Origin of the sequence: Thermomonas sp. (genome assembly GCF_046293095.1) — a bacterium.
Lineage (GTDB): Bacteria > Pseudomonadota > Gammaproteobacteria > Xanthomonadales > Xanthomonadaceae > Thermomonas.
Genome location: NZ_JBKBPN010000001.1, coordinates 58,424 through 77,851, shown reverse-complemented (window position 1 = coordinate 77,851; position 19,428 = coordinate 58,424). Strand labels below are relative to the sequence as shown.

22 protein-coding genes and 2 tRNA genes are annotated in these 19,428 nt (G+C 68.0%); 13 read left to right on the top strand and 11 right to left on the bottom strand.

Features of this window, described 5'->3' with window-relative positions:
* The first annotated feature begins 53 nt into the window (after positions 1-53).
* Positions 54-1,628, top strand: coding sequence for a glutamine-hydrolyzing GMP synthase (gene guaA / locus ACK4SG_RS00430; RefSeq protein ID WP_409598899.1), 1,575 nt, complete (start codon positions 54-56; stop codon positions 1,626-1,628).
* Positions 1,629-1,761: 133 nt separating this feature from the next.
* A complete protein-coding gene (tadA, locus tag ACK4SG_RS00425; RefSeq protein ID WP_409599671.1) occupies positions 1,762-2,244 on the top strand; it encodes a tRNA adenosine(34) deaminase TadA in 483 nt (160 codons plus the stop codon).
* Here tadA and ACK4SG_RS00420 read toward each other — a convergent pair whose 3' ends face one another.
* Positions 2,245-2,724: a DUF2721 domain-containing protein gene (locus ACK4SG_RS00420; RefSeq protein ID WP_409598898.1), complete on the bottom strand. Its 480-nt coding sequence runs from the start codon at positions 2,722-2,724 to the stop codon at positions 2,245-2,247.
* A 58-nt stretch (positions 2,725-2,782) separates the two neighbouring features.
* On the opposite strand from ACK4SG_RS00420, the gene orn reads away from it, so the two are divergent.
* Positions 2,783-3,355 carry an oligoribonuclease gene (orn, locus tag ACK4SG_RS00415; protein ID WP_409598897.1) on the top strand — a complete coding sequence of 191 codons (573 nt, stop codon included), beginning with the start codon at positions 2,783-2,785 and terminating at the stop codon, positions 3,353-3,355.
* A gap of 20 nt (positions 3,356-3,375) precedes the next feature.
* Here orn and ACK4SG_RS00410 read toward each other — a convergent pair whose 3' ends face one another.
* Both ACK4SG_RS00410 and ppsA read right to left on the bottom strand, forming a co-directional pair.
* Positions 3,376-4,275: a mechanosensitive ion channel family protein gene (locus ACK4SG_RS00410; RefSeq protein WP_409598896.1), complete on the bottom strand. Its 900-nt coding sequence runs from the start codon at positions 4,273-4,275 to the stop codon at positions 3,376-3,378.
* Positions 4,276-4,365: 90 nt separating this feature from the next.
* The gene (ppsA, locus tag ACK4SG_RS00405) at positions 4,366-6,753 is read right to left on the bottom strand and encodes a phosphoenolpyruvate synthase (RefSeq protein WP_409598895.1); all 2,388 of its coding nucleotides are present in this window, start codon (positions 6,751-6,753) and stop codon (positions 4,366-4,368) included.
* Positions 6,754-6,831: 78 nt separating this feature from the next.
* Here ppsA and ACK4SG_RS00400 point away from each other — a divergent pair, with 78 nt between their 5' ends.
* The 4 genes from ACK4SG_RS00400 to ACK4SG_RS00385 all read left to right on the top strand — a co-directional run bounded on the left by ACK4SG_RS00400 (position 6,832) and on the right by ACK4SG_RS00385 (position 8,456).
* Positions 6,832-7,653: a pyruvate, water dikinase regulatory protein gene (locus ACK4SG_RS00400; protein ID WP_409598894.1), complete on the top strand. Its 822-nt coding sequence runs from the start codon at positions 6,832-6,834 to the stop codon at positions 7,651-7,653.
* An 85-nt stretch (positions 7,654-7,738) separates the two neighbouring features.
* Positions 7,739-8,212, top strand: coding sequence for a DUF1249 domain-containing protein (locus ACK4SG_RS00395; protein WP_409598893.1), 474 nt, complete (start codon positions 7,739-7,741; stop codon positions 8,210-8,212).
* A 69-nt stretch (positions 8,213-8,281) separates the two neighbouring features.
* A tRNA-Ala gene (locus ACK4SG_RS00390) sits at positions 8,282-8,357 on the top strand.
* 23 nt (positions 8,358-8,380) lie between these two features.
* Positions 8,381-8,456, top strand: a tRNA-Glu gene (locus ACK4SG_RS00385).
* A gap of 106 nt (positions 8,457-8,562) precedes the next feature.
* Here ACK4SG_RS00385 and smpB read toward each other — a convergent pair.
* Positions 8,563-9,057, bottom strand: coding sequence for an SsrA-binding protein SmpB (smpB, locus tag ACK4SG_RS00380; RefSeq protein WP_409598892.1), 495 nt, complete (start codon positions 9,055-9,057; stop codon positions 8,563-8,565).
* Between the two features lie 59 nt (positions 9,058-9,116).
* Between smpB and ACK4SG_RS00375 the strand changes: the two genes are divergently transcribed.
* Positions 9,117-9,548 (top strand): type II toxin-antitoxin system RatA family toxin, encoded by a 432-nt coding sequence (locus ACK4SG_RS00375; RefSeq protein ID WP_409598891.1) that lies wholly within the window; start codon positions 9,117-9,119, stop codon positions 9,546-9,548.
* Complete coding sequence (locus tag ACK4SG_RS00370) at positions 9,549-9,818, top strand: RnfH family protein (protein ID WP_409598890.1); 270 nt, start codon at positions 9,549-9,551, stop codon at positions 9,816-9,818.
* Positions 9,819-9,831: 13 nt separating this feature from the next.
* On the opposite strand, the gene ACK4SG_RS00365 is transcribed toward ACK4SG_RS00370, so the two are convergent.
* A complete protein-coding gene (locus ACK4SG_RS00365) occupies positions 9,832-10,221 on the bottom strand; it encodes an outer membrane protein assembly factor BamE (protein WP_409598889.1) in 390 nt (129 codons plus the stop codon).
* 145 nt (positions 10,222-10,366) lie between these two features.
* Here ACK4SG_RS00365 and fur point away from each other — a divergent pair, with 145 nt between their 5' ends.
* Positions 10,367-10,765: a ferric iron uptake transcriptional regulator gene (gene fur, locus ACK4SG_RS00360; protein ID WP_409598888.1), complete on the top strand. Its 399-nt coding sequence runs from the start codon at positions 10,367-10,369 to the stop codon at positions 10,763-10,765.
* Between the two features lie 58 nt (positions 10,766-10,823).
* Here fur and ACK4SG_RS00355 read toward each other — a convergent pair whose 3' ends face one another.
* From ACK4SG_RS00355 to ACK4SG_RS00345, 3 genes are all read right to left on the bottom strand, one after another.
* Positions 10,824-11,645 carry a copper resistance protein B gene (locus ACK4SG_RS00355; protein WP_409598887.1) on the bottom strand — a complete coding sequence of 274 codons (822 nt, stop codon included), beginning with the start codon at positions 11,643-11,645 and terminating at the stop codon, positions 10,824-10,826.
* A 77-nt stretch (positions 11,646-11,722) separates the two neighbouring features.
* Complete coding sequence (locus ACK4SG_RS00350) at positions 11,723-13,471, bottom strand: copper resistance system multicopper oxidase (RefSeq protein ID WP_409598886.1); 1,749 nt, start codon at positions 13,469-13,471, stop codon at positions 11,723-11,725.
* A 1-nt stretch (position 13,472) separates the two neighbouring features.
* Positions 13,473-13,679: a heavy-metal-associated domain-containing protein gene (locus tag ACK4SG_RS00345; RefSeq protein WP_409598885.1), complete on the bottom strand. Its 207-nt coding sequence runs from the start codon at positions 13,677-13,679 to the stop codon at positions 13,473-13,475.
* Between the two features lie 139 nt (positions 13,680-13,818).
* On the opposite strand from ACK4SG_RS00345, the gene ACK4SG_RS00340 reads away from it, so the two are divergent.
* The 3 genes from ACK4SG_RS00340 (at position 13,819) to ACK4SG_RS00330 (ending at position 16,971) form a co-directional block, all read left to right on the top strand.
* On the top strand, positions 13,819-16,011 hold the full coding sequence (locus ACK4SG_RS00340) for a heavy metal translocating P-type ATPase (RefSeq protein WP_409598884.1): 2,193 nt from the start codon (positions 13,819-13,821) through the stop codon (positions 16,009-16,011).
* A gap of 17 nt (positions 16,012-16,028) precedes the next feature.
* Positions 16,029-16,475, top strand: coding sequence for a Cu(I)-responsive transcriptional regulator (gene cueR, locus ACK4SG_RS00335; RefSeq protein WP_409598883.1), 447 nt, complete (start codon positions 16,029-16,031; stop codon positions 16,473-16,475).
* 100 nt (positions 16,476-16,575) lie between these two features.
* Entirely contained in the window at positions 16,576-16,971 is a 396-nt protein-coding gene (locus ACK4SG_RS00330) for a hypothetical protein (protein WP_409598882.1), read from the top strand.
* A gap of 6 nt (positions 16,972-16,977) precedes the next feature.
* Here ACK4SG_RS00330 and ACK4SG_RS00325 read toward each other — a convergent pair whose 3' ends face one another.
* From ACK4SG_RS00325 to ACK4SG_RS00315, 3 genes are read right to left on the bottom strand one after another with little or no spacing between them, the layout of a single operon-like run.
* Positions 16,978-17,535 (bottom strand): lipocalin family protein, encoded by a 558-nt coding sequence (locus tag ACK4SG_RS00325; RefSeq protein ID WP_409598881.1) that lies wholly within the window; start codon positions 17,533-17,535, stop codon positions 16,978-16,980.
* A 6-nt stretch (positions 17,536-17,541) separates the two neighbouring features.
* On the bottom strand, positions 17,542-18,627 hold the full coding sequence (locus ACK4SG_RS00320) for an SAM-dependent methyltransferase (protein ID WP_409598880.1): 1,086 nt from the start codon (positions 18,625-18,627) through the stop codon (positions 17,542-17,544).
* A gap of 17 nt (positions 18,628-18,644) precedes the next feature.
* The gene (locus ACK4SG_RS00315) at positions 18,645-19,418 is read right to left on the bottom strand and encodes a DUF1295 domain-containing protein (RefSeq protein WP_409598879.1); all 774 of its coding nucleotides are present in this window, start codon (positions 19,416-19,418) and stop codon (positions 18,645-18,647) included.
* Positions 19,419-19,428: the final 10 nt, after the last annotated feature.

Below are 19,428 nucleotides of genomic sequence, written 5' to 3'. Positions count from 1 at the left end.
GGAAGGGAGACGCGAGTTTCCCTTCTTTGTTTCCAACATATGAAACCACCACGATGACCCAGTCCGCGCACGGCGACATCCACTCCGACAAGCTCCTGATCCTCGATTTCGGCGCGCAGTACACCCAGCTGATCGCGCGCCGCATCCGCGAGATCGGGGTGTACTGCGAGATCTGGGCCTGGGACCACGACCCGGCGGAGATCGCCGCGTTCGGCGCGAAGGGCATCATCCTCTCCGGCGGGCCCGAGTCGACCACCCAGCCCGGTTGCCCCGCCGCGCCTGCGCAGGTGTTTGAGGCCGGTGTGCCGATCCTGGGCATCTGCTACGGCATGCAGACGCTGGCCGTGCAGCTGGGCGGCGCCACCGAGGCTGGCAACCAGCGCGAATTCGGCCATGCGACGCTGGAGATCATCGGCGAGGACGCGCTGCTGTCGAAGGTGGCCACCACCGACGCGCTGCGCAACGTGTGGATGAGCCACGGCGACCACGTCGCCCGCGCGCCGGAGGGCTTTACCGTCACCGCCCGTACCGACCGCCTGGGCATCGCCGCGTTCGCTGATGACGCCAGGAAGATCTACGGCGTGCAGTTCCATCCGGAAGTCACCCACACCGCGGCCGGCGAGGCGCTGCTGCGCCGCTTTGCGGTGGATATCTGCGGCTGCGCCACGCTGTGGACGGCGGCCAACATCATCGACGACCAGATCGCCCGCGTGCGCGAGCAGGTGGGGTCGGACGAGGTGATCCTCGGCCTCTCCGGCGGCGTGGATTCCTCGGTGGTCGCGGCGCTGCTGCACCGGGCGATCGGCGACCAGCTGACCTGCGTGTTCGTCGACACCGGCCTGCTGCGCTGGCAGGAAGGCGACCAGGTGATGGCGATGTTCGCCGAGCACATGGGCGTCAAGGTGGTTCGCGTGAACGCGGCCGGGCGCTATTTCGAAAAGCTGAAGGGCGTGTCGGACCCGGAGGCCAAGCGCAAGATCATCGGCAATCTGTTCGTCGAGATCTTCGACGAGGAATCGGCCAAGCTGAAGAACGCCAAGTGGCTGGCGCAGGGCACCATCTACCCGGACGTCATCGAGTCGGCCGGCAGCAAGACCGGCAAAGCCCACGTCATCAAGAGCCACCACAACGTCGGCGGCCTGCCCGAGCATATGAAGCTGGGGCTGGTGGAGCCGCTGCGCGAGCTGTTCAAGGACGAGGTGCGCCGGCTGGGTGTCGAACTCGGCCTGCCGCGCGAGATGGTCTACCGCCATCCGTTCCCGGGCCCGGGGCTGGGAGTGCGCATCCTTGGCGAGGTGAGGCCCGAGTACGCCGAGCTGCTGGCCAAGGCCGATGCCATCTTCATCGATGAGCTGCGCAAGGCCGGCCTGTACGACAAGACCAGCCAGGCGTTCGCGGTATTCCTGCCGGTGAAGTCGGTGGGCGTGGTGGGCGATGCCCGTGCCTACGAGTGGGTGATCGCACTGCGCGCGGTGGAAACGATCGACTTCATGACCGCGCACTGGGCGCACCTGCCGTACGACTTCCTCGGCACCGTATCCAACCGCATCATCAACGAGCTGCGCGGCGTTTCCCGCGTGGTCTACGACATTTCCGGCAAGCCGCCGGCCACGATCGAATGGGAATGAACGGCCTGCTCGCGCACCACGGGTGCGCAGGTCGTTCATTGCCGCGTCGAGCAGGCGGAACCGGGTTGGTCGATGCGTCTGACCGCCACGAGTGCCTCTTCCATCCACCCGCATCCACCACATCGATCGCTCGATGACCGACCTGCAGTCCACCGACGAACGCTGGATGCGCCACGCGCTGGCATTGGCCGAGCGCGCCCGTGACGAGGACGACGAGATTCCGGTGGGTGCGGTCGTGGTGTCCGCCGACGGTGCGGTGCTGGGCGAGGGCTGGAATCGCAATATCGGCGAGCACGATCCCAGCGCCCATGCCGAGATCGTCGCCCTGCGCGAAGCGGGCCGCCGGCTGGGCAACCACCGCCTGCTGGGGACGACGCTCTACGTGACCCTGGAACCCTGCGCCATGTGCGCGATGGCGATGGTGCACGCCCGCGTCGCCCGTGTGGTGTTCGGCGCATTTGATCCGAAGACCGGCGCCGCCGGCAGCGTGTTCGACCTGCTGGAGGATGCGCGCCACAACCACCGCATTGACGTCGTCGGCGGCGTGCTGGCGGAGATCGCCGGGCCCATGCTCACGGACTATTTCCGTGCCCGGCGCGGCAAAGCGCGGGGATGATCAGCGGCGTTTCTGTGCCATCACCTGGTCCAGCTCCAGGTCGAAGCTCTTCACCGCTAGGCTGACTTCTCGCCACATGGCGAAACTGGCCGCAAGCAGGAACAGCACGCCCAGCACCGCCATCGCCGTCGGCAGGCCGCCCAGCCGGGAGTCGAGCAGGGCATCGGCTGCCAATGCAAGGCTGGTGCCCACGAAGCTGGCCAGTGCGCCGTAAAGCAGCCGGCAGGCACGCAGCACCAGGTGTGCACGCTGGCGATGGCGGCGGATCTGGTCCTCGCGTTCGCCGGCATCGGGCGAACCCTGTTCCCAGCTGGCTAGCAGTGCGCGCAGCCGGTCTACCACGCGTGCCAGGCGGGCGTTGGCCGAGGCCAGCAGGCCGGCGGTGGCGGTGAGGAAGAACGCCGGCGCCAGCATCGCGGAAAGGATGGCGTGGTGGCCCAGCGCATTGGTGGCGATCGCGGTGGCGGTTTGCTGGAGCATGCGGCGTCCCATCGGCAAGCCGGTATCATGCCGCTACCTGAACACGCGTGCGAGCCCCATGCCTGCCGATGCTGCCCAAGACCGCCTGATCTGGATCGACCTGGAAATGACCGGCCTGGACACAGGGCGCGATTCCATTCTGGAAATCGCCACGGTGGTGACCGATGCCCAGCTCAACGTGTTGGCCGAAGGTCCGGAACTGGCCATCGCCCACCCCCTCGCCACGCTGGAGGCGATGGATGACTGGAACCGCAACCAGCACGGCAAGTCCGGGCTGTGGCGCCGGGTGCTGGAGGAGGGCGTGCCGATGGCGGAGGCCGAGGCGCGCACGCTGGCCTTCCTGCGCGAGTGGGTGCCGGCCAACACGTCGCCCATGTGCGGCAACTCCATCTGCCAGGATCGGCGCTTCCTGCACCGCCTGATGCCGACACTGGAAGCCTATTTCCACTACCGCAATCTGGACGTCAGCACGATCAAGGAGCTGGCCAAGCGCTGGGCGCCGCAGGTGCTGGCCGGGTTCCAGAAGGAATCCGCTCACACCGCGTTGAGCGACGTGCACGACTCGATCGCGGAGCTGCGCCACTACCGCGTCCATTTCGCGGCCCTGGCGGGTCCGGCCAGCAACACCTGAGCGATACCCGCCCTGCGCTTTCAACTGGCGCTGGTCGGAGGCGGCGTTGGGTAATGCAGATGCAGGTCGCGCTGCGGGAACGGAATGTTGATGCCGTTTGCGGTGAGCACGTCGCGCACGGCTTCCACCACCTGGCTGCGTGCGTCCATGTAGTCCTCGTTGCGGGCAAAGGCGTGCAGGGTCAGGGTGATGCTGCTGTCGGCCAGCGCCATCACGCGCACCACCGGTGCAGGGTCGTCCACGATCAGCGGGTTGTCGCGGGCGATCTGCAGTAACAGTGTGCGCGCCAGTTTCAGGTCATCGCTGTAGCCCACGCCCACGCTGACCTCCATCCGGCGCAGCGGCAGCATCGAGTAGTTGATGATTTCGGCGGTGGCGATCTGGCTGTTGGGCAGGATCAGCACGCGATGGTCGAAACTGCGCAGCCAGGTCTGGAACACACGGATTTCCTGGACGATGCCTTCCTGACCGCCGATCACCACATGATCGCCGGCACGGAACGGCCGCAGCACGATCAGCATCACCCCGGCAGCGATATTGGACAGGGAATCCTTGATCGCCAGGCCCACCGCCAGACCCGCGGCGCCGAGCATGGCGAACATCGACGTGGTGGGAATGCCGAGAGCCGTCAGTGCGGTGAAGATCACCAGCACCAGCATCACCGCATAGGCGATGTTGCGCAGGAAGCCGCCCAGGGTGGGGTCGACATTGGCGCGTCCCAGCACCCGGTCCAGGGCATTCGACAATCGGCGCACCAGCCAGCGGCCAATCACGAAGATCGCAATCGCCGCTAGCAGCCGCAGGCCCCAAGTTTCCAGCAGGTTCAGCCAGTCGATCCCGCGGACATCCCGGATCAGGGTGGCGGCTTCGTGGCGGGTGGCCTCGGTGGCAGGGGCGAACAGCGACAGGGCGGCGGGCATGCGGTCTCCGGCAGGGGCAGCGCCCGGAGGGAGCGCTGCGGAAAGAGCATCAGTGTGCCCGGCCTGGCGTGAAGGCCGGGCGCAGGAGTTTCAGCCTGCCTTGGCCTTGGCCAGCGCCAGCCAGGTATCGACCACCGTGTCCGGGTTCAGCGAGACCGACTCGATGCCCTGTTCCATCAGCCACTGCGCCAGATCCGGATGGTCGCTGGGGCCCTGGCCGCAGATGCCGACGTATTTGCCTTTCTTGCGGGCGGCGGCGATGGCCATGGCCAGCATCTTCTTCACGGCCGGGTCGCGCTCGTCGAACAGGCCGGCGACGATGGCGCTGTCGCGGTCCAGCCCGAGGGTGAGCTGGGTCATGTCGTTGGAGCCGATCGAGAAGCCGTCGAAGATCTCCAGGAATTCGTCGGCCAGCAGCGCGTTGGATGGGACCTCGCACATCATGATGATCTTCAGGCCGTTCTCGCCCTGCACCAGGCCGTTCTCGCGCAGGACCTCGACGACCTTGCGGCCTTCGTCCAGGGTGCGCACGAACGGGATCATCACCCACACATTGTCCAGCCCCATCGCCTCGCGCACGCGCTTGACCGCCACGCACTCCAGCGCGAACGCGGCCTTGAAGCTGGGGTCGATGTAGCGCGAGGCGCCGCGGAACCCGATCATCGGGTTCTCCTCGTGTGGCTCGTACTTCGAGCCGCCGAGCAGGTTGGCGTATTCGTTCGACTTGAAGTCGGACAGGCGCACGATCACCGGCTTCGGGTAGACCGAGGCGGCGATGGTGGCGATGCCTTCCTTGAGGCGCTCGATATAGAACTCCACCGGGCCGGCGTAGCCGGCGATGCGGGCATCGATCTTGGCCCGGGTGGCGGCATCCTGCGCATCGTATTCCAGCAGCGCCTTCGGGTGCACGCCAATGTGGCTGGCGATGATCATCTCCAGGCGTGCCAGGCCGATGCCGGCGTTCGGCAGCTGGCCGAAGTCGAACGCGCGGTCCGGGTTGGCCACGTTCATCATGATCTTCAGCGGCGCCGGCGGCATGTTGCCGAGGTCGGTGGTGGTGCGCTCGAAGGGCAGGGCGCCCTGGTAGATGAAGCCGGTGTCGCCTTCGGCACAGCTCACCGTCACGGTGTCGCCGTCGCGGATTGCGTCCAGCGCGTTGCCGGTGCCGACCACCGCCGGCACGCCCAGTTCGCGGGCGATGATGGCAGCGTGGCAGGTGCGGCCGCCGCGGTTGGTGACGATGGCGGCGCTGCGCTTCATCACCGGCTCCCAGTCGGGGTCGGTCATGTCGGCGATCAGCACGTCGCCGGGCTGCACGCGGTTCATGTCGTCCAGGCTGCGCACCACGCGCGCGGTGCCGCTGCCGATCTTGTGGCCGATGGCACGGCCCTCGGCCAGCACCTCGCCGCGGGCGCCCAGGGTATAGCGCTCAATCTGGGTGGCATGTGCGCGCGACTTCACGGTCTCCGGGCGCGCCTGCAGGATGTAGAGCATGCCGGTGTGACCGTCCTTGCCCCATTCGATGTCCATCGGGCGGCCGTAGTGCTGCTCGATGACCAGCGCCTGCTTGGCCAGTTCCTGCACGTCGGCGTCGGTGATCGAGAAGCGGTTGCGCAGCTCCGCGGGTGTTTCCTCGGTGCGTACACGTTCGCCCGGCACGTCGGAATAGACCATGCGCAGCTGCTTGCTGCCCAGCGAACGGCGCAGGATCGCCGGCTTGCCGGCCTTGAGGGTGGGCTTGAAGACGTAGAACTCGTCCGGATTCACCGCGCCCTGCACGACCATCTCGCCCAGGCCGTAGCTGGCAGTGATGAACACCACGTCGCGGAAGCCGGATTCGGTGTCGAGAGTGAACAGCACGCCGGATGCGCCGACATCGGAACGCACCATCAGCTGGATACCGGCGGACAGGAACACGTCCTCGTGCTTGAAGCCGTGATGCACGCGATAGGCGATCGCACGGTCGTTGTAGAGGCTGGCGAAGACTTCCTTGACCTTGCGCACCACGTCATCGGCGCCGGTCACGTTGAGGAAGGTTTCCTGCTGGCCGGCGAAGCTGGCATCGGGCAGGTCCTCGGCGGTGGCGGAGGAGCGCACCGCGACGGCGATGTCTTGGCTGCCCGCGTCGGCGCACAGCCGGGCGTAAGCCTCGCGGATGTCGCGATCCAGTTCCGGCTGCAGCGGCGCATCGATCACCCAGCCGCGAATCTCTGCACCCGCCCGGGTCAAGGCGGGCACGTCTTCGACGTCGATGGCGGCAAGCCGGTCATAGATGCGTTGGTGCAGATCGTTGTGGGCGATGAAGGCCTTGAACGCATCGGCAGTGGTGGCAAAGCCGCCCGGCACGGACACCCCGAGGCCGGACAGTTGGCCGATCATTTCCCCCAGAGAGGAATTCTTGCCACCCACCTGGGCGAGGTCGGACAGGCGCAGGTCGTGCAGCCAAAGGACGTTGCGGGTCGAGGCAGGGTTGCTCAAGGCAGGCTCCGTGGGGCGTGGGCGGCGCAGGCGCGCGGAAGTCCGCTATTTTACCCCGAGCGCCCACAAGGAATCCCTATGGCCCCCGTCCGTCCCGTGTTCTATGTCTCCGACGGTACCGGCATCACTGCCGAGACCATCGGCCACAGCCTGCTCACGCAGTTTTCGGCTATCCGGTTCATGAGCGACCGGCTGCCGTTCATCGATACCCTTGAGAAGGCGACGGAGGCTGCCGCGAAAATCCGCCATGCGGGCGAGACAGCCGGCATGCGCCCGGTCGTGGTCAGTTCGTGTGTGGACCCTGCCTTGACGGCAGTACTGGCACAGAGCGGAGCGCTGATGCTGGACATCTTCGCGCCGTTCATCGGTCCGCTGGAGCGCGAGCTTGGCCAGACCCGGCAGCCGCGGGTCGGGCATGCCCACGGCATGGTGGATTTCGAGACCTACCACCGCCGCATCAATGCCATGAACTATGCGCTGGCACACGATGATGGTGCGCGGCTGGATTATGGCGATGCCGACCTTGTCCTGGTGGGCGTCTCGCGGGCGGGCAAGACGCCGACCTGCGTGTACCTGGCACTGCATCACGGCGTGCGTGCGGCCAACTATCCGTTGACGCCCGAAGACCTGGAGAGCGAGTGCTTGCCTGCACTGTTGCGGCAGCACCGGCACAAGCTCTTCGGCCTCACCATCGACCCGGCCCGGTTGCACCAGATCCGCCAGGAGCGTCGCCCGAATTCCCGCTATGCCCAGTTGGACACCTGCCGGCGCGAGGTGGCGCAGGCGGAGGCCATGATGCGCAGGGAGGGGATCGAGATGCTCAGCACCACCCATGCCTCGATCGAGGAAATCTCCAGCCGCGTCATGGAGCACCTGGGCATCAACCGCGAGATGTTCTGACGCGGCCGGTACTTCGCCAGCCTGCGCCCGGTGGGCGCGGGCGTCAATGCTGCCGCGCCGGGGAGGTCACGTGTAGGATCAGGCCATGCGCCTTGCCCTTCAACGCCGCCACCGCTTGCCGACTCTCAGCCGCTTCGGCTGGCTGATGGCCCTGTACGCCGAGAACCACGGGCGTCTGCAGCGGCTGTTCGATCCCGCCCATCTCGGGCCCGGCACGTATGTGTCCTCGATCGGCGATGGGCTGGACGTCCGCCTTGACGTGCTGGAATGCCATGCATACACCACCGAGCTGCGCATGAGCTACGGCCTGCTGGATCCTGAGACCGGCATGGCGGATCCGTCCGCCAGCCTGCGGTTGTACCGTGATGCGCGCCAGCTGGAGGCGACCCACTGCTATGCCGCGCGCCGCTGGCAGGACGTGATCGGCATGTTCCCGCCACCCGAGCGCATCCTTGACCATCGCCTGCGGATGAACACCTTCCTGGGCAAGTGGCTGCAGTACCTGGCCGAGCGCGGGCACGGCCTCGGCACGCTGCACGCACTTGGCAGCGGCGATTGAAAAAAAAACTTCGCAAAAGGCTTGACGGCTTCCGATTTCGCCTCCAGAATGCGCGTCTTTCCAGCCCGTGGGGCCATAGCTCAGCTGGGAGAGCGCCTGCATGGCATGCAGGAGGTCGCCGGTTCGATCCCGGCTGGCTCCACCACGTTTCAACAAGTTTGCGGTTCTGTCCCCATCGTCTAGAGGCCTAGGACATTACCCTTTCACGGTAGCGACCGGGGTTCGAATCCCCGTGGGGACGCCACCTCCCGACCCGCAGACTTCATCGGTAACGACAAATGGCCACCTCCGGGTGGCCATTTTGTTTTCGCCGATCGGTTCGCCGGCGCCGAAGGCGCACGGACGCCCGGTCAGGCGTCCTTGTTGTGCCGCCGCAGCAGGCGCTGCTTCTCGCGGTTCCAGTCGCGCTCCTTGCTGGCCTCGCGCTTGTCGTGGGTCTGCTTGCCCTTGGCCAGCGCCAGCTCGGCCTTCACCTTGTTGCCCTTCCAGTACAACGCGGTGGGGATCAGGGTGTAGCCGTCGCGCTGGATGCGGCCCATCAGCGTGTCGATCTCGTGCCGGTGCAGCAGCAGCTTGCGGGTGCGCCGGTCGTTGGCCACCACGTGGGTGGACGCCTGGATCAGCGGCGTGATCTGCGCGCCAACCAGGAACAGTTCGCCGTGCAGAACCACCGCGTAAGCGTCGCCGATGTTGGCGCGGCCCGCGCGGATCGCCTTCAGCTCCCAACCCTCCAGCGCAAGTCCCGCCTCGAGCTTCTGCTCGAACGAGTACTCGTGGCGCGCCCGTTTGTTGAGGGCGATGGTGCCGCCGCCGTTTGGCTTATCCTTGCCGTTCTTCTTGCTCATTCCGACATTCTCGCCGATCCGGACCCGTCGCGGCGCGTCCCGGTCGCATGGACCCCACGATGCCCGTCATCCAGCGCAGCGCCCTCGTTGAACATTCCGCGGCCCGGATGTTCGCCCTGGTCAACGACGTGAAGGCCTATCCCCGGCGGTTCGAATGGTGCCGCGAGGCGCAGGTGCTGGAAGAAACCGACGACCGCCTGCTGGCAAGGCTGGATCTGGGGATTGGCGGGTTCCATATCTGGTTCACCACCGAGAACCTGCTGGCGCCTCCCCACCATATCGACATGGCGCTGCGCGATGGCCCGTTCCGCCACCTGCAGGGGCGCTGGGAATTCCATGCGTTGGACGAATGCGCTTGCAAGGTGACGCTGCGGCTGGACTTCGAGCCGCTGAACCGCCTGCTGGGCCCGGCGCTGCAGCTGGGCATGCAGGGCCTGGCCGATCGCATGGTGGACGATTTCGTGCGCGAGGCGGACAAGGGGGGCGGCTGAATGCGCGTGCAGTTGGTGCGCGCTTGGCCGGACCGCCACGAGGCGGTGGACGTGGTGTTGGCTCCAGATGCATGCGTCGAGGACGCATTGGCGGCGGCCGGCTGGCACCTGGATAGCGAGTTCGTGGCGTTGGCGGTGTTCGGCCAGGCGGTAAGCGGCCACACCCGGCTGCACGATGGGGATCGGATCGAACTGCTGCGGCCGCTGGTGTGCGACCCGATGCAGGCGCGCCGACGGCGCGCGCAGTCGCGGAGAGTGGGGCGTCGCTGATGTCGGCAGCGACTCAGCGGCGTTTCTTCTTGTCCTTGGCCAAGTTGGGGCCGAAGTAGTGGATGGCGTTCTTCGCCAGTTCGGAGTCCTGCTCGGGGAAATATTCGCCTTCCCAGCGGGCCAGCTGGCCGTTCTCGAACCACAGCGTCATGGTCTTGACCACCGGCGCGCCGGTGCGGCCGATGCGTTGTGAAGACACATAATCCCAGCGGTCGTGGTGGAACGGGTCGCGGATCGACGGCGTGCCAAGCAGCACCATCACCTGTTGCCGATCCATGCCTGCCTGCAGCTGGTCCACCGCGGCCTTGTCGAGCAGGTTGCCCTGGAACACCGGCTGCCGGTAGAGCAGGCCGCAACCGCTGACCAACAGGGTGGCGATGAGGACGAGGAGCAGCTTGCGCATCGGCGGGCCGGGACTGTGATGGAAATGCCGATGATACACTCCCGGCACGCCGCGACGAGCCGCAGCAGGGGGTGTTTTCCGCGGTGCACGCCGTGCTGTTCACCACCTGTTGCCCGGTGCCGGATCGGCCCACGGAGGAATGTCGATGTCGCAGGATCTACGCAAGGCCGGCCTGAAGGTCACCCATCCACGGCTGCGCATCCTGGAGCTGCTGGAGCATGCCAAACCGCGGCACATGACCGCCGAGGACATCTACAAGCAGCTGCTGGCCGAGGGTGAGGAGATCGGTCTGGCCACGATCTACCGGGTGCTGACCCAGTTCGAGGCCGCGCATCTGGTGCTCAAGCACAACTTCGAGGGCGGCACCGCCGTTTATGAACTGGACCGCGGTTCGCACCATGACCACATGGTCGATGTCGATACCGGCAAGGTGATCGAGTTCCAGAGCGAGGAAATCGAACGCCTGCAGCAGAAAATCGCGGCCGAGCATGGCTACGAGATCGCCGACCACGCGCTGGTGCTGTACGTCCGCAGGAAGCGCTAGGACGCAGGGGCGTCACCCGGCGTGCCGCCGGCACGCGACGCGTCCGCTCCGAACCACCTCAGAACCAGACGCGTATGCCGGCCACCCAGCTGCGGTCATGCACGGGCTCGCCGGCTGAGCGCGCGATGTCCGCCGTGCGGCCGTGTCTGGTGGACCAGCTGTAGCCGACGTAGGGCGCGAACTCGCGGCGGACCTCGTAGCGCAGGCGCAGCCCCAGCGATGTGGACGACAGCCCGGCACCGACGTCCCGCGCCAGGTCGTCGCGGCCGTGCAGCACCGCTTCGACACGCGGCTGCAGGATCAGCCGGTTGGTCAGCAGGAGGTCGTACTCGGCTTCGGCCTGCAGCAGGCTGCGGCTGCCGCGGCCGAGGTAGGCGGTGGCCTGTACCTCGAACTTGTAGGGCGCCAGGCCCTGCACGCCCAACGCCAGCCAGTCGCGCGCGGGGCCGTGCCCCTGGTCGTGCCGCACGCCGGCCAGGACGTCCCACCACGCATCGACAGGGCGTCCCCACAGGGCTTCGAGGCTGGCCTCGGTGGCCCCCCGCACGCGTTCGCCCTCGCTGCGCAGCCACAGCCGGCCGCGGTCCCGGCCGATCCAGGCGTGGCCTTCCCACGCCAGTGCATCGTCCTGCGTGTATTCCAGACGATCGGCCTGCACCATCCACACCAGCGGATCGCCATGCGCATGGGCTGCGTGAAGTGCCGGAAAAGCCGCAACGCGGTCGGCATCCGTCAGTGGCGGGACTTGGTAGGTACTTCCCATCGAACTGGAGGTGCCCGCCGCCATCGCGCGATGCGCCGCGTGCGGATCGGTCTGGTCTTTGTCCGCGGCCTTCGCCGGCGCCGCGGGCACGTCCTGCGCGGCCTGGGATGCGTGCATCGTGTGGTGGTCGTGGGTCTGTGCGCCAGCAGTGCCAAGCCACAGTGCCAGCGGGAGGAGGGGCCATGCGCGCACGGTCATTCCTCCACCCGCACTTCACGCATCATGCCGCTTTCCATGTGCAGCAGCATGTGGCAGTGGAAGGCCCAGCGGCCCAGCGCATCGGCGGTGACGCGGACACTGCGCTTGGTGCCTGGCGGCACGCTGACGGTGTGCTTGCGGACCAGGAACTGGCCGTGTTCGTCCTCGAGGTCGCTCCACATGCCATGCAGATGGATGGGGTGCTCCATCATCGTGTCATTGACCAGCGTGATGCGCACGCGTTCGCCATAACGCAGCCGGATTGGCGCGGCGTCGGCAAAGCGGATGCCATCGAAGCCCCAGGTGAAGCGCTCCATGTTGCCGGTGAGGTGCAGTTCGATAGTGCGCGACGGTTCGCGGTCGTCAGCCGGGGGCTGCAGGCTGTGCAGGTCGGCGTAGCGCAGCACCCGGCGGCCATTGTCACGCAGGCCGATGCCAGGGTCGTCCAGGCGCGGCACAGGCATCATGGTTTGCATGTCCACATCCGGGTTGCCGGTCTCACTGGCGGGGTGGTTCTGCATGGCGCCGCCGTGCGTCCCGTGGTCCATCCCGGCCATGGCCATGCCGGGCATGCCCATCGCGGCGCCGCAGGCCATTTCGGTGGCGGCGGGCTTGCCGTGGCCGGCGTGGCCACCGTGGCCCATGTCGTCCATGGTCAGCAGCGGACGCTTGTCGGGTACCGGAACCGCGGCCGCCATGCCGGGGCGTGGCGCCAGGGTGATGCGGGTATAGCCGCTGCGGTCCATTGCCTGCGCGAACACGGTGTAGGCCGCATCGTCCTGCGGTTGCACGATCACATCGAACGTTTCCGCCGGCGCGATGCGGAACTCGTCAATGTCCACCGGTTGGATCGGTTGCCCGTCGGCGGCCATCACGGTGAGCGTCAGGCCGGGAATCCGCACGTCGAAAAACGTCATCGCCGCACCGTTGATGAAACGCAGGCGGACTCGCTCGCCGGGCGTGAACAGCGCGGTCCAGTTCTGTGCGGCGGTATGGCCGTTGGCCAGGTAGGTGTAGGTGTGACCGTTGACATCGGCCAGGTCGGTGGGGCTCATCCGCATCGCGCCCCAGGCCTTGCGGTCGGCCAGGGTGGCGTCGAGCCCGTCCTTGCGGGCATCGCGCAGGAAATCCAGCGCGGTCCGCTTGTAGAGGTTGTCGTAGTCGCTGCGCTTCTTCATGCGCGCGAACAGGTGCATCGGGTCGAGGTCGGTCCAGTCCGACAGCAGCACCACGTAGTCGCGCGCGCAGGCCAGCGGGTCCGGCCCCAGCGGGTCGATGATGATCGGCCCCAGCAGGCCGGCCTGCTCCTGCAGGCTGGAATGGCTGTGGTACCAGTAGGTGCCGCTCTGACGCACCTTGAACTGATACAGATAGTCGCCGCCGGGCGGGATGCCATCGAAGCTCATCCCCGGCACGCCGTCCATGTTGGCCGGCAGCAGCAGGCCGTGCCAATGGATCGAACTCGTTTCCGCCAGCGTGTTGCGCACGCGGATACGCACGGTGTCGCCCTCACGCCAGCGCAGGATCGGACCCGGCAACAGATCGTTCACGGCGAACGCCGACACGGTCTTCCCGGTGATGTTGACCGGCGTGCGGCCCAGCCTCAGGTCGAAGGCGTTGCCGGCCAGCACGGTGGGCTGGCCCGGCGAGGCCAGCGCCCACAACGGCCGCAGCCCCAGCGCGGTGGCGCCCAGCGCCATACCGCGCAGCAGACGTCGGCGGTCGGCGTCGGGCGGGCGGGCCATGTCAGTCCTCCAGCGAGAGCAGGGTGGCCGGATAGTCGGCGTCGGCCAGTGCGGCGAGGGCGGCATCCGCGCCGAAGGCGCCCTGTGCACGCACCTCTCCGCGGGCCAGATCCACCTCCACGGTGGCGTTAGGGTCCAGCGCGCGCAGTGCACGGGTCACGGCCTGGACGCAGTGCTGGCAAGACATGTTCCGGACTTGAAGCAGCATGGGGAACTCCACATGGACGAAACAGGGGGCAGTGTCTGGCCTGCCACCGTGGGAAGGTCAAGCGGGTTCAAGCCTGTTGACCTTCCCATCTTGGTAAAGTTCAAGCTGGTGCCTGTCAATTCCGCCGATGGAGGCTGCCATGCCATCCGATTCCCCCCTGCGCCTGGACATCACCGGGATGACTTGCGCATCGTGTGCGGGCCGGGTGGAAAAGGCCCTGCGCAAGGTCGAGGGCGTCCGCGACGCCAGCGTGAACCTCGCCACCGAAACCGCCGCGGTCGTCGCGCCCGGCGTTCCCGCCGAACGGCTGTTGCAGGCGGTTGAACAGGCGGGGTACCACGCGCGTTTGCACGCCGAGGCCGCGCCACCGACGTCTGCCGGCGGTGAGTCCCGGGAGACCCGCCACCTGTGGTTGGCCATGCTGCTGTCACTGCCGTTGGCGGCGCCGATGCTGCTGATGCCGCTCGGCGTGCACTGGGCGCTTCCCGGTTGGGCGCAGTGGCTGCTGGCAACGCCGGTGCAGTTTTGGCTGGGCGCACGGTTCTACCGCGCCGGGTTTGCGGCGCTGCGCGCGCGCAGCGGCAACATGGACCAGCTCGTCGCGCTGGGCACCAGCGCCGCCTACGGGCTGAGCGTGTACCACCTGCTGGCGCCGGCGGAGGGCCACCACGCGCCGCCGCTGTATTTCGAATCGTCGGCCGTCGTGGTGACCCTGATCCTGCTGGGCAAATGGCTGGAGGGGCGCGCCAAGCGCCAGGCCACCGACGCCATCCGCGCGCTGCAGGCGCTGCGCCCCGGGACCGCGCGGGTGTTGCGCGCGGGCGTCGAGACCAGCGTGCCGATCGACGACGTGGCGGTGGGCGACGAGGTGGTGGTGCTGCCTGGCGAGCGCATCCCGGTGGACGGCGTGGTGCTGGACGGCCGCAGCCATAGCGATGAATCGCTGCTCAGCGGCGAGTCGCTGCCGGTGCCGAAAGCGCCGGGTGACACCGTGACCGGCGGTGCGATGAATGGCGAGGGGCGGCTGCGGCTGCGCACCACCGCGGTGGGCGCCGAGACCGCGTTGGCCCGAGTCGTGCGGCTGGTGGAGGACGCGCAGGCGAAGAAGGCGCCGATCCAGCGCATCGTCGACCGCGTCAGCGCGGTGTTCGTCCCGACCGTCATCGTGATCGCCCTTGCCACGCTGCTGGGGTGGGGGCTGCTGCAGGGCGACTGGACGCAGGCGCTGCTCAATGCGGTCGCGGTGCTGGTCATCGCCTGTCCTTGCGCGCTGGGGCTGGCCACGCCTGCGGCGGTCATGGCCGGGACCGGCGTGGCGGCGCGCGCCGGCATCCTGGTGAAGGACGTGGAAGCGCTGGAAACCACGCGCCACCTACGCACAGTGGCGTTCGACAAGACCGGGACGCTCACCGTCGGCAAACCGGCGCTGGTGCGGCTGCATGCGCTGGATGGCGACGAGACGGGGTTGCTGGCGGTGGCGGCCGGGTTGCAGCAGGGTAGCGAGCATCCGCTTGCGAAGGCGGTGCTGGATGCCGCACGAGAACGCGGCATCGCGGCCGCCGGGGTCACCGACATCACCGCGGTGGCCGGGCGCGGCGTGCAGGGGCGTCTGGGGGAGGCCCGGGTCGCGCTGGGGCATGCCCGCTGGATGGGCGAGCTGGGCGTCGACCTGTCCACCGTGCGGATGCTGGCGGATGCCGCCGCGCAGGCCGGGCTGACCCCGTCGTGGCTGGCCGTGGCCACGCCCGCGGGTTGGCAGCTGCGCGGGTTGCTGGCCTTTGGCGACGCGGTGCGCCCGCAGTCCGCCGAGGCCATCGCCGCGCTGCGGGCCATGGGCCTGCGGCCGGTGATGCTGTCCGGCGACAGCCGCGGTGCGGCCCATGCCATCGGCGCCGCGATCGGTTTGCGTGACGACGACGTCCGCGCCGAACTGCTGCCGGAGGACAAGGTGGCGGCGATCCGCGCGCTGGCGGCGCAGGGCCCGGTCGGGATGGTCGGGGACGGTCTCAATGATGCGCCGGCACTGGCCGCGGCGACGGTCGGCTTCGCGATGGGCAGCGGCACCGACGTGGCGATGCACGCGGCCGGCGTCACCCTGATGCGGCCGGATCCGCGGTTGGTGACGGACGCCATCGACATCTCCAGGCGCACCGTCCGCAAGATCCACCAGAACCTGTTCTGGGCTTTCGTCTACAACGTGGTGGGCATCCCGCTGGCGGCGCTGGGCCTGCTTGATCCGATGCTGGCCGGTGCCGCGATGGCGCTGTCCAGCGTCAGCGTCGTCACCAACGCCCTGCTGCTGCGGCGCTGGACGCCACGCGCCCGCGATTGACCTGCAAGGAAAACGCCATGACCTGCAAGACCGTTCGCCCCGAGCTGGCCGATGCGCTGGAGCAGGGCTTGCACAACATCGGCCAGGCCGCGACGCTGACCGGTGTTTCGGCCAAGATGATCCGCCACTACGAAAGCATCGGCCTGGTGGCGCCGGCGGCGCGCACGTTCGCCAACTACCGGCTGTACGGCGAGGCCGACCTGCACCGGCTGCGCTTCATCCGGCGCGCGCGTTCGCTGTGCTTTTCGATCAAGCAGATCGAGGCCCTGCTGGCGCTGTGGGACAACCCGCACCGCGCCAGCGCCGAGGTCAAGCAGCTGGCGCGCGCCCATGCAGCCGCGCTGGGTGAAAAGATCCGCGAGTTGCAGGCGATGCAGCACACGCTGGAAACCCTGGCACGCAAGTGCCAGGGCGACGACCGGCCGACCTGCCCGATCCTGGAGGATCTCGCTGACGGCAAGTGAATCGGTGCGCCGTTTTCCGACCCCCTGACGGTGTGTGCGCCGACGGCGCTGGCCGGCATCCGGCGCAATCCTGTCTGCTCCCATCCCGCCGGAGCGACCGATGCAGCGACTCGTCCGTATTGTCCTGCTGCTTTGCAGTGCGATTGCCTGGCCTGCGCAGGCCGAGCAGCTCTATCGCTGCGTGGGTCCGGCGGCTGCGGTCAGCTACCAGTCCCGGCCCTGCACCGGGGCGACGCGGTTGGACCGGGTCGTGGACTATTGGCCTGATCCGGTGGTCCCCGCAGCGCAGGCGGCGACGCGCCCGCGCCGGGCAAGCCAACCACCTGGCCGGCTTGCCGCCGGGCCGCGGCAGCATCATCTGGTCGCGACCACCGCTGACCGCTGCCGCGCCGCCCATGCCAAGCGCCGGGCGGCCCTGGAGCGGCTGGGGCTGCGTCGAAGGTTTGCCCAGCTGAGCCGGCTGGATGCGCAGGTGCGCGCTGTTTGCGGCGGCTGAGCCCGTTCAGCGATGACTGCCGGCGCGTGCCGTGTGCGGGATATCGCGCCAGTGCTCTAACGGGTATCCGGCATCCGCCAGCAGCTGGCGCGCATGCGCACGATCGGCTGCGCTCACCTGCGGGGTGCGGGAAAACAGCCAGGCGTAGTCACGGGCATCGCGCGCCACCAGCATCGCCCCGTAATCGGCGCGCAGCCAGACCACTTTGTATTGCGACCTGAAGGGGCCGAACACACGCACGTCCCACACCGCGTTGCCGGTGCCCGGACGCACCGTGGCGGGTGCCTCGGTGTGCCGGCGTGGCCCGTCGGCGCGTTTCTCGTGGAAGGTAAGGGTGGTCAGGATGCTGCCGTCATCGCGCAGCGTGTAGGTCTGCACGGCATTCCAGGCGTGGCGCTCGAACGGGGTAGGGATGCCGCCGACCAGATACCAGGTGCCCATGAAGCGCGGCAGGTCGAGCTGGGCCGCCGCCGGAATGGGCGGCAGGCGGCGGGCGGCGGCCTGGGCGCAGGCAAGCATCAGCCCCAGCCATAGCATCCGCCAGCGGGTCAGCCTTCTGGACATGCCGGTTCAGCGCCTGGCCCGCTCGAACAGGTAATGCGACACCAGCCATTCCTGGCCATCGGCGTAACCGAACAGCTCGGCGCAGGCCATCCAGAACATCCGCCAGCGCTGGTACCACAGCCCGGCCGCGTCGCCGCAGGCCTCGCGCAGGATCGCCATCACCTCGTCACGATGCGCGTCCTGCTGTTGCAGCCAGTGGTTGGCCGTCTTCTCGTAGTGGGTGCCGTCTAGCAACCATTGCTGGCGGATGTGCAGTGCGCCCTGGAAATGCAGCAGGGTGTCGGCCGCCGGCATCAGGCCACCAGTGAAGAAGTGCCGGCCCATCCAGTTGTCCTCACCCTGCGTCTCGAACGGGTAGAGCAGGGTGCGGTGCGCGAAAATGTGCACGAACAGCCGGCCGCCCGGGCGCAGCCAGCTGCCGATGCGCCCCAGCAGGCGCTCGTAATTGCGCATGTGCTCGAACATCTCGACCGACACGCAGCGGTCGAAGGCGTCCGTCGGCAGCTCCAGTGTGTTCACGTCACGGGTCAGCACGCGCACGTTCTCCAGCCCGCGCTCGCGACAACGGGCTTCGATGAAGCCACGCTGGCCGTTGGAGTTGGAGACCGCGGTGATGCGGGCGTTCGGGAAGCGCTCGGCCATCCACAAGGTCAGCGAGCCCCAGCCGCAGCCCAGCTCCAGAATGTCCTGGCCGTCGGCCAGCCCGGCGCGTTCGCAGTACAGCGCCAGCATCGCGTCCTCCGCCTCGCCCAGCGTTTCGTCGCCGCGCGGGTAGTAACAGCAGGAATACTTCAACCGTGGGCCGAGGCACCGGGTGAAAAACGCCGGCGGCAGCTCGTAGTGCTGGGCATTGGCGGCCTCGGTTTCGATCGCAAGCGGGCTTTCCCGTAACGCATCAAGCCGCGCACGCTGGCGTGCGGACTGGGCTTCCACGCCGCCGGCCAGTTCTTCCTTCAGGCGCTGTCTGCACAGGCGACGGATGCCGGCGCGGATCAGGGCATCCGGCAGCCAGCCGCGTTCGGCCAGGCCCAGCAGACCCGGAGCAGGTCGGTCGCGGGGCAGTTCGTCGTGTTGCAGGGTGACCACGGACATGGGCGCTCCTTTCAGTGTCAGGATTTGGGAAACCAGGGGAACAGCATCGGGGTGCGGCGCTGGTAGTCCCGGTAGTCATCGCCCCGCGTGCGCAGGGCCTGCTGTTCGGTGAACGGAATGCCGCTCAGGTAGCGCAGGAACAGGTACATCACCACCGGCCCCAGCCAGCCCAGCCAGGCCAGCGGGCTGCCAATGGCGGCGATGGCGTAGCTGAACCAGTGCAGCCATTCGAAGAAGTAGTTGGGGTGCCGCGAGTAGCGCCACAGTCCGCTGCGACAGGTCTTGCCGCGGTTGGCCGGATTGGCCCGGAAACGCGCCAGCTGTGCATCTGCCAGCGCCTCACCGGCAACCGAAAACAGCCAGATCAGCGCCGCCGCGGCGAGCTGCCAGGTCGCCGGGGCGGGATGCGCGGCCACCGCCGCCAGCGGCAATGCGAACAGCACCACCAGCAGTGCCTGGAACTGGAAAAAGCCGAAGAACATTGCCTGGCTGCCGTGCCAGTGCTCGCGCAAGGCGCGGTAGCGGCCGTCCTCGGGTTCGCTCCGCACGCGCGCCCACAGGTGCAGGGCCAACCGCAGCGCCCAGGCAGTGGCCATCACGCCCACCAGCAGGCGGGCGGACAGCGCACCGGTGCCAGTCAAGGCCAGCACCAGCGCGGCCATGCCCAGCCCTGCCGACCACAGCACATCGACGATGCCGGCGTTGTTGCGCCGACGCTGCCAGCGCCAGCCCAGCACCATCATTGCGGCCGCCAGCAGCCAGATCAGCAGTGCTTGTTCGCTCAGACGCATGATGCACCTC

Coding starts and splice junctions, on each gene's coding strand:
- ACK4SG_RS00320 (WP_409598880.1), bottom strand. CDS start 18,627: ATGTCCGTGGTCACCCTGCAACACGACGAACTGCCCCGCGACCGACCT.
- ACK4SG_RS00365 (WP_409598889.1), bottom strand. CDS start 10,221: ATGCGCAAGCTGCTCCTCGTCCTCATCGCCACCCTGTTGGTCAGCGGT.
- ACK4SG_RS00355 (WP_409598887.1), bottom strand. CDS start 11,645: ATGCACGCATCCCAGGCCGCGCAGGACGTGCCCGCGGCGCCGGCGAAG.
- cueR (WP_409598883.1), top strand. CDS start 16,029: ATGACCTGCAAGACCGTTCGCCCCGAGCTGGCCGATGCGCTGGAGCAG.
- fur (WP_409598888.1), top strand. CDS start 10,367: ATGTCGCAGGATCTACGCAAGGCCGGCCTGAAGGTCACCCATCCACGG.
- ACK4SG_RS00420 (WP_409598898.1), bottom strand. CDS start 2,724: ATGCTCCAGCAAACCGCCACCGCGATCGCCACCAATGCGCTGGGCCAC.
- orn (WP_409598897.1), top strand. CDS start 2,783: ATGCCTGCCGATGCTGCCCAAGACCGCCTGATCTGGATCGACCTGGAA.
- ACK4SG_RS00315 (WP_409598879.1), bottom strand. CDS start 19,418: ATGCGTCTGAGCGAACAAGCACTGCTGATCTGGCTGCTGGCGGCCGCA.
- ACK4SG_RS00350 (WP_409598886.1), bottom strand. CDS start 13,471: ATGGCCCGCCCGCCCGACGCCGACCGCCGACGTCTGCTGCGCGGTATG.
- ACK4SG_RS00410 (WP_409598896.1), bottom strand. CDS start 4,275: ATGCCCGCCGCCCTGTCGCTGTTCGCCCCTGCCACCGAGGCCACCCGC.
- ACK4SG_RS00400 (WP_409598894.1), top strand. CDS start 6,832: ATGGCCCCCGTCCGTCCCGTGTTCTATGTCTCCGACGGTACCGGCATC.
- ACK4SG_RS00370 (WP_409598890.1), top strand. CDS start 9,549: ATGCGCGTGCAGTTGGTGCGCGCTTGGCCGGACCGCCACGAGGCGGTG.
- ACK4SG_RS00325 (WP_409598881.1), bottom strand. CDS start 17,535: ATGTCCAGAAGGCTGACCCGCTGGCGGATGCTATGGCTGGGGCTGATG.
- ACK4SG_RS00330 (WP_409598882.1), top strand. CDS start 16,576: ATGCAGCGACTCGTCCGTATTGTCCTGCTGCTTTGCAGTGCGATTGCC.
- ACK4SG_RS00375 (WP_409598891.1), top strand. CDS start 9,117: ATGCCCGTCATCCAGCGCAGCGCCCTCGTTGAACATTCCGCGGCCCGG.
- tadA (WP_409599671.1), top strand. CDS start 1,762: ATGACCGACCTGCAGTCCACCGACGAACGCTGGATGCGCCACGCGCTG.
- smpB (WP_409598892.1), bottom strand. CDS start 9,057: ATGAGCAAGAAGAACGGCAAGGATAAGCCAAACGGCGGCGGCACCATC.
- ACK4SG_RS00345 (WP_409598885.1), bottom strand. CDS start 13,679: ATGCTGCTTCAAGTCCGGAACATGTCTTGCCAGCACTGCGTCCAGGCC.
- ACK4SG_RS00395 (WP_409598893.1), top strand. CDS start 7,739: ATGCGCCTTGCCCTTCAACGCCGCCACCGCTTGCCGACTCTCAGCCGC.
- guaA (WP_409598899.1), top strand. CDS start 54: ATGACCCAGTCCGCGCACGGCGACATCCACTCCGACAAGCTCCTGATC.
- ACK4SG_RS00340 (WP_409598884.1), top strand. CDS start 13,819: ATGCCATCCGATTCCCCCCTGCGCCTGGACATCACCGGGATGACTTGC.